Source organism: Burkholderia cenocepacia (assembly GCF_900446215.1).
Lineage (GTDB): Bacteria > Pseudomonadota > Gammaproteobacteria > Burkholderiales > Burkholderiaceae > Burkholderia > Burkholderia cenocepacia.
Map to the genome: position 1 here is coordinate 329,120 of NZ_UAQZ01000012.1, position 13,650 is coordinate 342,769.

A 13,650-nucleotide genomic window follows, 5' to 3' on the forward strand; every position below is an offset into this window, starting at 1 on the left:
GTGGCGGTTTCGGTCATGCGTCGAGACGGCACCCGAGCGCCCAGCGGTAGCCGTCGAGATCCTCGATCTGCGCGAACCGGTCGCCCCAGAACTGATCCTGCGGCGCGCTCAGCGATTTCGCGCCCGCGTCGAGCGCGCGCTGCCAGGTGGCGTCGACGTCGTCGACATACAGATAGAACGATTGCGGCGCGGTGGCGTTCGCGTGCTTCGGCGTGAGCGCGGGCGAGCCGAACGCGCCTTCGGGCGCGAACATCACGATCAGCTGGCCGCGATAGGCCATCTCGACGTGCATGATCGCGCCGTCCTCGTCGTGCACGTCGCGCACCGTGAAGCCGAATGCGGCCTGGAAGAACTCGATGGCCGCGCGCGCGTTGCGCACGGCCAGGTAGGGCGTCAACCAAGGCACGTTGGCCGGACGTGGATCGGTCATGAAAATCTCCTGTTGCACAGTGTCGGCGCTTCTCGCGCCTGCGCCGGTCTCATGCTGGAACAACGGAACGTTGCGGCCGTCCGGATGTTCAGCGGCGAACGCCCAGTGTATCGCGCAGCGCGCGCGGCAGGGCAAAGAGGGACGCATGCAGTCGCGCATCGTAGTAGCGCAGGCCGTGGACGCGGCGGGCCGCGAGCCGTTCGTCGACATCGTGCGCGAACAGCGCGGCCGCATCGAGCGTGTCGCTCGCGATCGCCATCAGCCACTGCGAGCCGTACAGCGGCACGTGCGCGGACAGCGGATCGACGACCGCGAAGCTCGCGCGCAGGTCGTCGAGCAGCGCCGCGATGCGCGCGGCGTGGAACACCGGCGAGCCGAGATGCATCGAGATCGCGCCGCAGCGCGTGAGGATCCGCTTGAGCCGCGCGTAGAACGCGCGCGTATAGAGGCCGGCCGCCGGCGAATCGGGCGGCGTGAGGTCGAACACGACGAGATCGAAATGTTCGATCGTCGCCTCGACGAAATGCGCGGCGTCGCCGATCACGACCTCGACGCGCGGGTCGTCGAGCGCACCCTGGTGCACGTCGTCGAGATAGCGGCGCGCCATCCCGACCACCTCGTCGTCGAGTTCGGCGATCACGATCCGTTCGATGCACGCGTGCTTGAGCAACTGACGCGCGGCGCCGCCGTCGCCGCCGCCGAGCACGAGCGCCTTCTTCGGCGACGGATGCGCGAGCGCGGCCGGGTGCGTCATGCACTCGTGATACACGTACTCGTCGCCGACCGACGTCATCGGCCGGCCGTCCAGCGTGAACAGCCGGCCGAGCTGCGGGGTTTCCCAGACTTCGATCTGCTGGTGCGGGGACGCGACGTGCGCGAGCCGCCGCGCATTCGGGAAGCCGTAGGTGGCGTCGGGCGTAGGGTGAAAGAGAAGGGTGGTGCTCACGGGCGGGCCGCTGGGGCGGGCAGTTCCGACGCCTGAATTATAGGAGGCGGGCGGTTTGGTGGAAAACCGTGCCGGAACACGATGCGCCGACAAGGGAAATGTCAGCCCATCTGTTAAAATGACGAGCTTTGCAGCCCCGTCCGTTGGCTCCGTCCGCTTCGCGTCCGTCAGGCGCCGCACCGCGCGCCGGGAACGATTGACGCTCGAGCTTCCGGATGCCGCCGTGCCCCCGTTTCCTCGACTCGTTCTCCGGACTCGACATGACGACTTCGTCTCCCGCCTCCACCACCCTGATGGCCAACGCGATCCGTGCGCTCGCGATGGACGCCGTCCAGCAAGCGAACTCCGGCCACCCCGGCATGCCGATGGGCATGGCCGAAATCGGCGTCGCGCTGTGGTCGCGCCATCTGAAGCACAACCCGACGAACCCGCACTGGGCCGACCGCGACCGTTTCGTGCTGTCGAACGGCCATGGCTCGATGCTGCTGTACTCGCTGCTGCACCTGACCGGCTACGACCTGCCGATCGAGGAGCTGAAGAATTTCCGCCAGCTGCACTCGAAGACGCCGGGCCACCCGGAATACGGGATCACGCCGGGCGTCGAGACGACCACCGGCCCGCTCGGCCAGGGTCTCGCGAACGCGGTCGGCATGGCGCTCGGCGAAGCGCTGATGGCCGACGAGTTCAACCGTGACGGCGCGAAGATCGTCGATCACCACACGTACGTGTTCCTCGGCGACGGCTGTCTGATGGAAGGTATCTCGCACGAGGCCTGCTCGCTCGCGGGCACGCTGAAGCTGAACAAGCTGATCGCGCTGTACGACGACAACGGCATCTCGATCGACGGCGACGTCGTCAACTGGTTCCACGACGACACGCCGAAGCGCTTCGAAGCGTACGGCTGGAACGTGATCCCGAACGTGAACGGCCACGACGTCGACGCGGTCGACGCGGCCATCGCGAAGGCGAAGCTGTCGGACAAGCCGACGCTGATCTGCTGCAAGACGGTGATCGGCAAGGGCGCGGCGACCAAGGCCGGCGGCCACGACGTGCACGGCGCGGCGCTCGGCGCGGAAGAAATCGCGAAGACGCGCGAAGCGCTCGGCTGGAAGTGGGAGCCGTTCGTGATTCCGCAGGAAGTCTATGCGGCCTGGGACGCGAAGGAAGCCGGCAAGCGCGCCGAGTCCGAATGGGACGCGACGTTCGCCGCTTATCGCGCGAAGTTCCCGGCGGAAGCCGCCGAATTCGAGCGCCGGATGGCGAACAAGCTGCCGGCCGACTGGGCCGAGAAGGCGGCAGCGATCATCGCCGGCGCGAACGAGCGCGCCGAGACGGTCGCGACCCGCAAGGCGTCGCAGCAGGCGATCGAAGGGCTGGCCGCCGCGCTGCCCGAACTGCTCGGCGGCTCGGCCGACCTGACCGGCTCGAACCTGACCAACTGGAAGGCGTCGAAGGCGGTGCGCGCGAATCCGGAAGGCGCGGGCGTGCTGCTCGGCAACCACATCAACTACGGCGTGCGCGAATTCGGCATGAGCGCCGCGATCAACGGCCTCGCGCTGCATGGCGGCCACAAGCCGTTCGGCGGCACGTTCCTGACGTTCTCCGACTACAGCCGCAACGCGCTGCGCGTGGCCGCGCTGATGAAGGTGCCGTCGATCTTCGTGTTCACGCACGATTCGATCGGCCTCGGCGAAGACGGCCCGACGCACCAGTCGATCGAGCACGTGTCGAGCCTGCGCCTGATTCCGAACCACGACGTCTGGCGTCCGGCCGACACGGTCGAGACGGCCGTCGCCTGGACTCACGCGGTCGCCGCGGATCGTCCGTCGAGCCTGATCTTCAGCCGCCAGAACCTCGCGTTCAACCCGCGTACCGATGCGCAGATCGCCAACATCGAGAAGGGCGGCTACGTGCTGAAGGACTGGGACGAAGAAATCGTCGCGCGCAAGATCATCCTGATCGCGACGGGCTCGGAAGTCGAACTCGCGATGAAGGCCGTCGAGCCGCTCGCGCAGCAGGGCATCGCGGCCCGCGTCGTGTCGATGCCGTCGACCAACGTGTTCGACCGCCAGGACGCCGAGTACCGCGAACGCGTGCTGCCGCACGGCGTGCGCCGCGTCGCGATCGAAGCGGGCGTGACGAGCTTCTGGCACAAGTACGTCGGCCTCGAAGGCGGCGTCGTCGGGATCGACACGTTCGGCGAATCGGCGCCGGCCGGCGTGCTGTTCAAGTACTTCGGCTTCACCGTCGAGCACGTCGTCGAGACCGCGAAGGCCGTGCTGGCCTAAAAGCATACGCGACGCGCGCCACCCCTCGCGCGCGTCGCACCGTGAAGCTGCACGAAACGAATTTTTTCAGCCATCAGGAGATAGACCATGACGATTCGCGTCGCAATCAACGGCTACGGCCGTATCGGCCGCAACACGCTGCGCGCGTTCTATGAAAACGGCAAGAAGCACGATCTCGAGATCGTCGCGATCAACGACCTGGGCGATGCGAAGACCAACGCGCACCTGACCCAGTACGACACCGCGCACGGCAAGTTCCCGGGCGAAGTGTCGGTCGACGGCGACTACCTCGTCGTGAACGGCGACAAGATCCGCGTGCTCGCGAACCGCAACCCGGCCGAACTGCCGTGGGGCGAGCTGGGCGTCGACGTCGTGATGGAATGCACGGGCTTCTTCACGACGAAGGAAAAGGCGAGCGCGCACCTGAAGGGCGGCGCGAAGAAGGTGATCATCTCGGCGCCGGGCGGCAAGGACGTCGACGCGACGATCGTCTACGGCGTGAACCACGACGTGCTGAAGGCCGAGCACACGGTCATCTCGAACGCATCGTGCACGACGAACTGCCTCGCGCCGCTCGTCAAGCCGCTGAACGACAAGATCGGCCTCGAAACCGGCCTGATGACGACGATCCACGCGTACACGAATGACCAGGTGCTGACGGACGTCTATCACGAAGACCTGCGCCGCGCGCGTTCGGCCACGCACAGCCAGATCCCGACGAAGACGGGCGCGGCATCGGCCGTCGGCCTCGTGCTGCCGGAACTGAACGGCAAGCTCGACGGTTACGCGATCCGCGTCCCGACGATCAACGTGTCGATCGTCGACCTGTCGTTCATCGCGAAGCGCGACACGACGGTCGAGGAAGTCAACGCGATCATGAAGGAAGCATCGGAAGGCGCGCTGAAGGGCATCCTCGGCTACAACGACGCACCGCTGGTGTCGATCGACTTCAACCACAACCCGGCTTCGTCGACGTTCGACGCGACGCTGACCAAGGTGTCGGGCCGCCTCGTGAAGGTGTCGAGCTGGTACGACAACGAGTGGGGTTTCTCGAACCGCATGCTGGATACGGCTGTCGCGTTCGCGAACGCGAAGTAATCCCGCACGTCGCGCGGCCGTCGCAACGCGGCCGGCGTGGCGAACGAGCCCGGCCCGGGGTTTCCCGGCCGGGTTTTTTATTGCCCGGCGTTCGCCGTCACGTGCTCGATCGCATCGACGAACGCGCGCTTCAGCGGGCTGTCGAGATCGGTCCACGCGAGGCCGATGCCGCTGCGATGCCCGGCCAGGTCGAGCGGCCGCGCGAGCACGTTCGGCGGCAGCGCGCTGGCCGCTTCCGCCGGGATCAGCCCGATCCCCATTCCCGCCGCGACGAGCGCGAGCATCGTCGTGAATTCGCCGAACTCCTGCGCAATGTCGAGCGTCGTGCCCGCGCGGCTCAGCGCGAGCAGCATGTCGTCGTGAAAGCCGGGCGCGTAGCGGCGCGCGAGCACGAACACGGGCTGGCCGCGCAGTGCGGCTGCCGAAACCGTGTGGTGCGCGGCGAGCGGATGGTCGAGCGGCAGCGCGACGACGAACCCTTCCTCGAGCACCACGCGCGTGTCGATGCCCGCATACGCAGCCGGCAGCCGGATCATCCCGAAGTCGATCCGGCGGTCGCGCAGCGCGGCGACCTGGTCGGGCGTCGGCATGTCCTTCAATTCGAGCGTGATCAGCGGGTAGCGCTCGCGCATCGTGCGCAGCACGGCCGGCAGCAGCGCCGGCAACACCGACGACACGAACGCGATCCGCAGCGTGCCGATTTCGCCGCGGCTCGACAGCCGCGCGATCTGTTCCGCGCGCGCGGCCTGCTGCAGCGTCGCCCGCGCTTCCGGCAGGAACACGCGTCCGGTGTCGCTCAACTCGACCTTGTGCCGGTCGCGCTCGAACAGGCGCGCGCCGAGTTCCGCCTCGAGCGCCTTGATCTGCATGCTCAGCGCGGGCTGCACGATGAACAGGCGCTGCGCGGCGCGCCCGAAATGCAGCTCTTCCGCGAGCGTGACGAAGGCGCGCAATTGCTTGAGTTCCATGGGTGGCGGGTACGACGCGACGGTAATCAGTTTTCATGATAACCGGATCAAAAAAGACCATTGGCGCGGGCCGGGCCGGCGGCCGAAGATATCGTGAACACGAGACCGGGCGCGACGGGCGGCCGGCTCGACTGGCACGAGGAGACATCCATGACCCATGCGCTTGACCGGTTCCGCCTCGACGGCCGCCGCGCGCTGATTACCGGTTCCGGCCGCGGGATCGGACTGACGCTCGCCCGCGGGCTCGCGGAAGCCGGCGCGGCGATCGTCATCAACGATCGCAATGAAGAGAAGGCCGCGACGCTCGCGCGCCGGTTTCGCGACGAAGGCTTCGCGGCCGACCATGCGGTGTTCGACGTGGCCGAGCACGCGCAGGTCCGTGCGGCGATCGACGAGTTCGAGGCGCGCGTCGGCGCGATCGACATCCTCGTGAACAACGCGGGCATCCAGCGCCGCGCGCCGCTCGACGCTTTCGAGCCGGACGACTGGCATGCGCTGATGCGCGTGAATCTCGACGGCGTGTTCAACGTCGCGCAGGCCGTCGCGCGGCACATGATCGCGCGTGGCCACGGCAAGATCATCAACATCTGCTCGGTGCAGAGCGAGCTCGCGCGGCCCACGATCGCGCCGTATGCGGCGACCAAGGGCGCGGTGCGGATGCTGACCAAAGGGATGTGCGCCGACTGGGCGCGCTACGGCATCCAGGCGAACGGCCTCGCACCCGGCTATTTCGAAACCGAACTGAATCGCGCGCTGGTCGACGACGCGGCGTTTTCTGACTGGCTGTGCAAGCGTACGCCCGCCGGCCGCTGGGGGCAGGTCGACGAGCTGTGCGGCGCGGCGATCTTCCTCGCGTCGGCCGCGTCCGATTTCGTGAACGGCCAGACGCTGTTCGTCGACGGCGGGCTGACCAGTGCCGTCTAACCAGGAGCGCGTCATGCGGTTGCGTTGCATGTGTGTGGTGATCCACGGGCCGAACGACCTGCGGGTCGAGGAGCAGGACGCGGGCGAGATCGGCCCGGGCCAGGTGCGTGTCGACGTCGCGATGGGCGGCATCTGCGGCTCGGACCTGCATTACTTCCGGCATGGCGGCTTCGGCGCGATCCGGTTGCAGCAGCCGATGGTGCTCGGCCACGAAGTCGCGGGCACGGTCGCGGCAGTGGCGCCGGACGTGACGTCGGTGAAGGTCGGCGATCGCGTCGCGGTCAATCCGAGCCGGCCGTGCGGTGTGTGCCGCTACTGTCTCGAAGGGCTGCCGAACCAGTGTCTCGACATGCGCTTCTACGGCAGCGCGATGCGGATGCCGCACGTGCAGGGCGCGTTTCGCAACGCGCTCGTGTGCGACGCGGTGCAGTGCGTGAAGGTCGCCGATCACGTGCCGCTGTCGCTCGCGGCGCTCGCCGAGCCGTTCGCGGTCGGGCTGCATGCGGTGTCGCGGGCAGGCCCGCTGATCGGCAAGCGCGTGCTCGTATCGGGGTGCGGGCCGATCGGCGTGCTGGCGGTCGCGGCGGCGCGCGTGCACGGCGCGGCGGAGATCGTCGCGACCGACGTCGTCGACGCGCCGCTGGAAATCGCGAGCGCGCTCGGCGCGGACCGCACGATCAATGCGGCAGCCGATGCCGGCTGGGTCGAGCGCTACGGCGCCGGCAAGGGCACGTTCGACGTGATGATCGAGTGTTCGGGCAATGCGCGCGCGCTGCGCGACGGGCTGGACGTGATGCGCCCGCGCGGCATCGTCGTGCAGCTCGGGCTCGGCGGCGACGTGAGCCTGCCGCAGAACGTCGTGGTCGCGAAGGAGCTGTCGATCTGCGGCTCGTTCCGCTTCCACGCGGAATTCGCGCTGGCGGTGCAGTTGATCAACGCGGGGCGCGTCGACCTGCGGCCGGCCGTCACGCGCGTGTTCCCGATGCGCGACGCGAACCTCGAATTCGAACTGGCAGGCGACCGCCAGCGGGCGATGAAGGTGCTGATCGATTTCGCGAACGAGGCCGCGTGACGGTGCGGCGCTGGCGCGTCGAGACGGCAGCGACGCCCCTGGCAAAAAGGCACGCCCGCGATGCGCGGCGCGTGCCTTTTTCGTCGTGCGGCGCAAACGAATCGCCGGATTGCCGCTCTACCGCCTCATTGCGTGACCTGCCGCGAACCGACGCGTTGCGACGCGAGCCACAGCGCGATCAGCACACCCGATAGCGCGGCACCCGCGATACATACGCCGCGCCAGCCGTCGAGGCCGTACGCGACGCTCGCCGCGAACGAGCCGAGCGCGCCGCCGATGAAGTAGCTCGTCAGGTAGATCGTCGTCACGCGGCTGCGCGCATGGCCGGCCAGCGCATAGATCACGCTCTGGTTCGAGATGTGCATGCCCTGCACGCCGACGTCGAGCAGCAGGATGCCGGCGATCAGCGCCGCGAGCGAATGCGCGCCGGTCGCGATCAGGGCGAACGCGCCGAGCACGGCCGCCGCGAACAGGCCGGTGGCGGCATTGCCGTGGCCGCGATCGACCAGCCGGCCGGCCGACGTCGCCGCGAGCGCACCGACTGCGCCGACGATGCCGAACAGGCCGATCTGTCCTTCGGAATAGCTGTACGGCGGCTGGCTCAGCAGGAACGTGAGACCCGTCCACAGCAGGCTGAAGCACGCGAACACGAGCGCGCCGTAGGTCGAGCGCAGCGCGATCAGCGGCTGCGCGCGCACCAGCGCGACGAGCGACTTCATCAGCGCCGCATAGTCGAGCCGCGCGTCGCGCCGATCCTTCGGCAGCTTCACGGCGAGCACTGCGGTCAGCGCGAGCACCAGCACCGCGGCGATGCCGTACACCGCGCGCCAGCCGAACCCGTCGGCGATCGCGCCGGCCGCGACGCGCGCGAGCAGGATGCCGAGCAGGAGTCCGCTCATCACGGTGCCGACCGCGCGGCCGCGCGAGCGCGCATCGGCGAGCGACGCCGCGAACGGCACGAGCAGCTGCGTCGAACAGGTGACGAAGCCGACCGCGACGTTCGCGACGACGAACATCGTGAAGTTGGTGCTGAACGTGACCGCGACCAGCGCGACGACGTTCAGCATCAGCAACCGCACGATCAGCGTATGGCGATTGACCGCATCGCCGAGCGGCACGATCAGCAGCAGGCTGGCCGCATAGCCGAGCTGCGTCAGCGTGACGAGATAGCCGAGCTCGGTCGGCGCGCGCCCGAAGCTGTGCGCGATCGCGGCGAGCAGCGGCTGCGCGTAGTAGATGTTGCCGATGACGATGCCGCACGCGCACGCGAACAGCAGCGTCATGCCGCGGGTGAGGGGAGGGTGGTTGTCGTGATGCGGTTCCATTATCGCGAAAAACGGCGGCGCCGGCCGGCGGCACGGGGCCGTGGGCTGCGCGGGGTGACGGAAATCGGGGCCGGCGTCGACGGATCGGCGGTGAGCCGATGCGCGCCGGGCGGATCGCGGCCGGGCCCGGATCGGGCGGCCGGCGGATCGTCGTGCGGCGGGCGGCAGGGCAGGCCCGGGCGTGCCGCTCCGGTGCGCCGGCAGCGGCGGTGCGTGGAAGCGGATGTGCGTATGATGCGGGAATCGACCCATAGCGTCCAAGACTGGATCGTTATGGTCTCTATTGGCAAAACCAATACGTTGGCCGCGATGCTTCTCCGCCACATCCGCTATTTCCTGGCCGTCGCCGAGCAGCGCAGTTTCACGCGCGCGGCCGACGCGCTGCACGTGTCGCAGCCGACGCTGTCGCAGCAGGTCCGCCAGCTCGAGGAAACGCTCGGCGTGCAGCTGTTCGACCGCTCGGGCCGCACGGTGCGGCTCACCGAATTCGGCGAGGTCTATGCGCGCCATGCGCGCGCGGCGCTGCACGAGCTCGATACCGGGCAGCGCGCGCTGCACGATGTCGCGGATCTCGGCCGCGGTTCGCTGCGGCTCGCGATGATGCCGACTTTCGCGGCCTACCTGAGCGGCTCGCTGATCGACGCGTTCCATGCCGACCATCCGAACGTCGCGCTGACGATCGACGCGATGCCGCAGGAACGCATCGAGGCGCTGCTCGCCGACGACCGGCTCGACGCCGGTTTCGCGTTCATGCCGCCGCGCGCGCCGGACATCGACGCGCTGCCGCTGTGGGACGAGCCGCTCGCGCTGGTGACGGGCCGCACGCATCGGCTCGCGCGCCATCGCCGCGCGCTCACGCCGGCCGAACTCGGCGGCGAGCCGCTGGTGCTGCTGAGCCGTGCGTTCGCGACGCGCGAGCGGATCGACCGGTATTTCGTCGAGCACGACGCGCGACCGTTGATCGCGATCGAGACGAATACGGTCAGCGCGGTGCTGGAGCTCGTGCGGCGCGGCCGGCTCGCGACGGTGCTGCCCGACGCGGTCGCGCGCGAGAGCGGCGACCTGTGCGCGCTGGAGATCGATCCGCCGCTGCCGACGCGCACGGCCGCGCTGCTCACGCGCAAGGGCGCATACCGCAGCGTCGCGGCCCGCGCGTTCATCGACTGCGTGCGCGCGTATCGCGATCGGTCGGAACGGTGACCGGACCGGCCGGGCGGCGGCGCGGGGGGATTACGCGCCGGGCGTCGGGAAGAAGATGCCCGCGCGCTGCGCGGCGTTCGCGATGTGCGTTTCGATCGCGGTGCCGGCGGCCGCCGCATCGCGCGCGATCAGCGCGTCGACGATCGCGCGGTGCTCGTGCCACGTCGACAGCAGCAGCTCGCGCCGGTAGAACGGCATGCGCTGGCTTTCCTTCATGATGTCCGCGCTGCTGCGCAGGATGGACTCGATCGCCGCGTTGCCGGCCAGATGGATGATCCGCATGTGGAAGTCGAAATCGAGCCGCGACGCCTCGTCGAGCGCGCTTTCGGTCAGCGCGACGTGCAGGTCGGCGAGGTTGTCCTCGAACCACGCGATGTCGGCATCGCTGACCACGTGCGCGGCCATTCGCGCGGCGAACCCTTCGAGCGCATAGCGCATCTGGTAGGTATCGGGCGGCGACGACTGCTCGGCGAATTGCCACGGATGCGCGGCCGACGCCTGCGCGCTTTCGACGTACACGCCCTTGCCCGCGCGGATGCGCAGCATCCCGAGCGCCTCGAGCGTCGACAGCGCCTCGCGCAGCGACGCGCGGCTGATCTCCAGCTCCTCGGAGAGCTGGCGCTGGGCCGGCAGCAGGCTGCCGACCGGATACACGCCTGCCTCGATCCGGTCGCGGATCGTCGCGATGGCGGCGTCGGTCACGGTATGCGGAACATTTTTCATGATGTGAACGATGGCCGGTCTGACCGGCATTGTAATCCGCACGCGGGCGGCGCACGACCGCCCTACGGGAAAGCCACGATCTGCCCCTTTCCGATGCGCCGGCGGGGCGTGCACAGGGGCGGGAAATCCCTATTTTGTCCGTCCTTGACGCCACTATATCGGCTTCCTACTATCCACCATAACATCACTGGTCTTACCAGTATGAACAGACGAAACTGCAACCGTTGGATCGGGAGAGCGCCGTGTCGAAATTCCTCAATTCGCTGTTTGGCCGGGTAGTCGTCGCATTGATCCTGGGGGTCGCGCTAGGCGCGTTCTTCCCGCATTTCGCCGAGTCGCTGCGACCGCTCGGCGACGGCTTCCTGAAGCTCATCAAGATGGTCATCGGCCCGATCGTGTTCTGCGTCGTGGTCAGCGGGATGGCCAATGCGGGCGACCTGAAGAAGGTCGGCCGGGTCGGCCTGAAAGCCGTCGTCTACTTCGAGGTGATGACGACGCTCGCGCTCGGCATCGGGCTCGTGCTCGCGTGGCTCACGCGCCCGGGCGTCGGGATGAACATCGACCTGCGCTCGCTCGACGCGGCGTCGCTGTCGACGTACGCGAAGAACGCCGAAAGCCTGAAGGACACGGCCGGCTACCTGATGAAGATCATCCCCGAGACCGCGATCGACGCGTTCGCGAAGGGCGACATCCTGCAGATCCTCGTGTTCGCGGTGCTGTTCGGCTCCGCGCTGTCGCTGCTCGGCGACAAGGCGCAACGCGTCAATTCGCTGATCGAGGAACTGTCGCACGTGTTCTTCCGGATCATCGGCTTCATCATCAAGCTCGCGCCGCTCGGCGTGCTCGGCGCGATCGCGTTCACGACCGGCAAGTACGGCGTCGCGTCGCTCAAGCAGCTCGGCTACCTGGTCGCGGTGTTCTACCTGAGCTGCTTCGTGTTCGTCACGGTCGTGCTCGGTGCGGTGATGCGGCTCGCGGGCTTCTCGGTGTTCAAGCTGATCCGCTACCTGCGCGAGGAACTGTCGATCGTGCTCGGCACGGCATCGTCGGACGCGGTGCTGCCGCAGGTGATGAGCAAGCTCGAATACATGGGCATCAAGGATTCGACCGTCGGCCTCGTGATCCCGACCGGCTATTCGTTCAACCTCGACGGCTTCTCGATCTACCTGACGCTCGCCGTGCTGTTCATCGCACAGGCCACCAACACGCCGCTGTCCACGCACGACCTGATCGTCGTGCTGCTCGTGTCGCTCGTCACGTCGAAGGGCGCGCACGGCATCCCCGGCTCGGCGATCGTGATCCTCGCGGCGACGCTGTCGGCGATTCCCGCGATTCCGGTGCTCGGCCTCGTGCTGATCCTGCCGGTCGACTGGTTCGTCGGCATCGCCCGCGCGCTGACCAACCTGATCGGCAACTGCGTCGCGACGGTCGTCGTCGCGGTGTGGGAGAACGACATCGACCGCGCCCGCGCGAAACGCGTGCTGAACCGCGAGCTGCGCTACGTGGCCGACGCGCCGGGCAGCGCCGCACCGGTCGCCGGCGACCAGGCCCACGCGCTCTGAACGCGACTCCCGCGCGGCGCGGCGCCCCTGGCCGCCCCGCGCGACCGAACTTCATGCGACCGGTGCGATGACGTGCCGGCGCTTCTCAACATGATGGAGACGACATGGCAGCCCCCATTCTCGATCCGAACGCGCCGGCTTTCACGCGGCGCTACATGAACCTCGCCGACCCGCGCCTCGGGGCGCAGGCGCTGTTCGCCAGCGACGAATTCTTCGCGCCGAAGGAGCGCATGCTGAATCCGGAGCCGGCCGTGTTCATTCCCGGCAAGTACGACGACCACGGCAAGTGGATGGACGGCTGGGAAACGCGCCGCAAGCGCACGACCGGCCATGATTTCTGCGTGGTGCGCCTCGCGCGCCCGGGCGTGATCTTCGGCGTCGATCTCGATACGAGCCACTTCACCGGCAACTTTCCGCCGGCCGCGTCGATCGAGGCCTGCGCGGTGGACGGCGACACGCCGCCCGACGACGCCGAGTGGCGCACCATCGTCCCCGCGACGACGCTGCAGGGCAACTCGCATCACTACGTGAGCGTCGACGATGCGCGGCCGGTCACGCACCTGCGCGTGAACCTGTATCCGGACGGCGGGCTCGCGCGGCTGCGCGTGTACGGCCAGCCGCAGCGCGACTGGCGTCACGTGCCGGCCGGCGAGCTGGTCGATCTCGCGGCGATCGAGAACGGCGGTTATCTGGTGGCCGCGAACAACCAGCACTTCGGCCCGGCCTCGCAGATGCTGATGCCGGGGCGCGGCGTGAACATGGGCGACGGCTGGGAAACGCGGCGCCGCCGCGAGCCCGGCAACGACTGGGCGATCGTCGCGCTCGCGCGGCCGGGCATCCTCCGGCGCGTCGAGGTCGACACGGCGTTCTTCAAGGGCAATTTCCCCGATCGCTGCTCGCTGCAGGCCGCGCACGTCACGGGCGGCACCGACGATTCGCTCGTCACGCAGGCGATGTTCTGGGCCGAACTGCTCGGCGAGCAGAAGCTGCAGATGGATCACGTGCACACGTTCGACCAGCTCGCGGCGCTCGGCCCCGTCACGCACGTGCGGTTCAACATCTTCCCGGACGGCGGCGTGTCGCGCCTGCGTCTGTGGGGCGAGCCGGCTTGAAG

Annotated in this window: 12 protein-coding genes; 7 read left to right on the plus strand and 5 right to left on the minus strand. The window is 68.4% G+C overall.

Going from position 1 to position 13,650, the window contains the following annotated elements:
- Positions 1-13: 13 nt before the first annotated feature.
- Complete coding sequence (locus DTA15_RS18915) at positions 14-430, minus strand: VOC family protein (RefSeq protein ID WP_006485715.1); 417 nt, start codon at positions 428-430, stop codon at positions 14-16.
- Positions 431-518: 88 nt separating this feature from the next.
- On the minus strand, positions 519-1,376 hold the full coding sequence (gene speE, locus DTA15_RS18920; RefSeq protein ID WP_006485711.1) for a polyamine aminopropyltransferase: 858 nt from the start codon (positions 1,374-1,376) through the stop codon (positions 519-521).
- A 215-nt stretch (positions 1,377-1,591) separates the two neighbouring features.
- Between speE and tkt the strand changes: the two genes are divergently transcribed.
- Both tkt and gap read left to right on the plus strand, forming a co-directional pair.
- Positions 1,592-3,664: a transketolase gene (gene tkt / locus DTA15_RS18925; protein ID WP_006485709.1), complete on the plus strand. Its 2,073-nt coding sequence runs from the start codon at positions 1,592-1,594 to the stop codon at positions 3,662-3,664.
- 87 nt (positions 3,665-3,751) lie between these two features.
- Positions 3,752-4,762 (plus strand): type I glyceraldehyde-3-phosphate dehydrogenase, encoded by a 1,011-nt coding sequence (gap, locus tag DTA15_RS18930; RefSeq protein ID WP_006485712.1) that lies wholly within the window; start codon positions 3,752-3,754, stop codon positions 4,760-4,762.
- Positions 4,763-4,839: 77 nt separating this feature from the next.
- Here the strand turns inward: gap and DTA15_RS18935 are convergent, their stop codons facing one another.
- Complete coding sequence (locus DTA15_RS18935; RefSeq protein WP_006485713.1) at positions 4,840-5,730, minus strand: LysR family transcriptional regulator; 891 nt, start codon at positions 5,728-5,730, stop codon at positions 4,840-4,842.
- 150 nt (positions 5,731-5,880) lie between these two features.
- Here DTA15_RS18935 and DTA15_RS18940 point away from each other — a divergent pair, with 150 nt between their 5' ends.
- Together DTA15_RS18940 and DTA15_RS18945 are read left to right on the plus strand one after the other, a co-directional pair.
- Positions 5,881-6,654 (plus strand): SDR family NAD(P)-dependent oxidoreductase, encoded by a 774-nt coding sequence (locus DTA15_RS18940; protein ID WP_012492962.1) that lies wholly within the window; start codon positions 5,881-5,883, stop codon positions 6,652-6,654.
- Positions 6,655-6,667: 13 nt separating this feature from the next.
- Positions 6,668-7,726, plus strand: a complete 1,059-nt coding sequence (locus DTA15_RS18945; RefSeq protein ID WP_006485710.1) for an L-idonate 5-dehydrogenase — start codon at positions 6,668-6,670, stop codon at positions 7,724-7,726.
- A 125-nt stretch (positions 7,727-7,851) separates the two neighbouring features.
- Here the strand turns inward: DTA15_RS18945 and DTA15_RS18950 are convergent, their stop codons facing one another.
- Positions 7,852-9,051, minus strand: a complete 1,200-nt coding sequence (locus tag DTA15_RS18950) for an MFS transporter (RefSeq protein WP_012492961.1) — start codon at positions 9,049-9,051, stop codon at positions 7,852-7,854.
- Between the two features lie 309 nt (positions 9,052-9,360).
- Here DTA15_RS18950 and cynR point away from each other — a divergent pair, with 309 nt between their 5' ends.
- The gene (gene cynR, locus DTA15_RS18955; RefSeq protein ID WP_034178447.1) at positions 9,361-10,251 is read left to right on the plus strand and encodes a transcriptional regulator CynR; all 891 of its coding nucleotides are present in this window, start codon (positions 9,361-9,363) and stop codon (positions 10,249-10,251) included.
- A gap of 30 nt (positions 10,252-10,281) precedes the next feature.
- Here the strand turns inward: cynR and DTA15_RS18960 are convergent, their stop codons facing one another.
- Positions 10,282-11,004, minus strand: coding sequence for a FadR/GntR family transcriptional regulator (locus DTA15_RS18960; protein ID WP_006484666.1), 723 nt, complete (start codon positions 11,002-11,004; stop codon positions 10,282-10,284).
- Between the two features lie 212 nt (positions 11,005-11,216).
- Between DTA15_RS18960 and DTA15_RS18965 the strand changes: the two genes are divergently transcribed.
- Together DTA15_RS18965 and alc are read left to right on the plus strand one after the other, a co-directional pair.
- The gene (locus DTA15_RS18965) at positions 11,217-12,536 is read left to right on the plus strand and encodes a C4-dicarboxylate transporter DctA (RefSeq protein WP_006484664.1); all 1,320 of its coding nucleotides are present in this window, start codon (positions 11,217-11,219) and stop codon (positions 12,534-12,536) included.
- A 104-nt stretch (positions 12,537-12,640) separates the two neighbouring features.
- Positions 12,641-13,648 (plus strand): allantoicase, encoded by a 1,008-nt coding sequence (gene alc, locus DTA15_RS18970; RefSeq protein WP_006484663.1) that lies wholly within the window; start codon positions 12,641-12,643, stop codon positions 13,646-13,648.
- Positions 13,649-13,650: the final 2 nt, after the last annotated feature.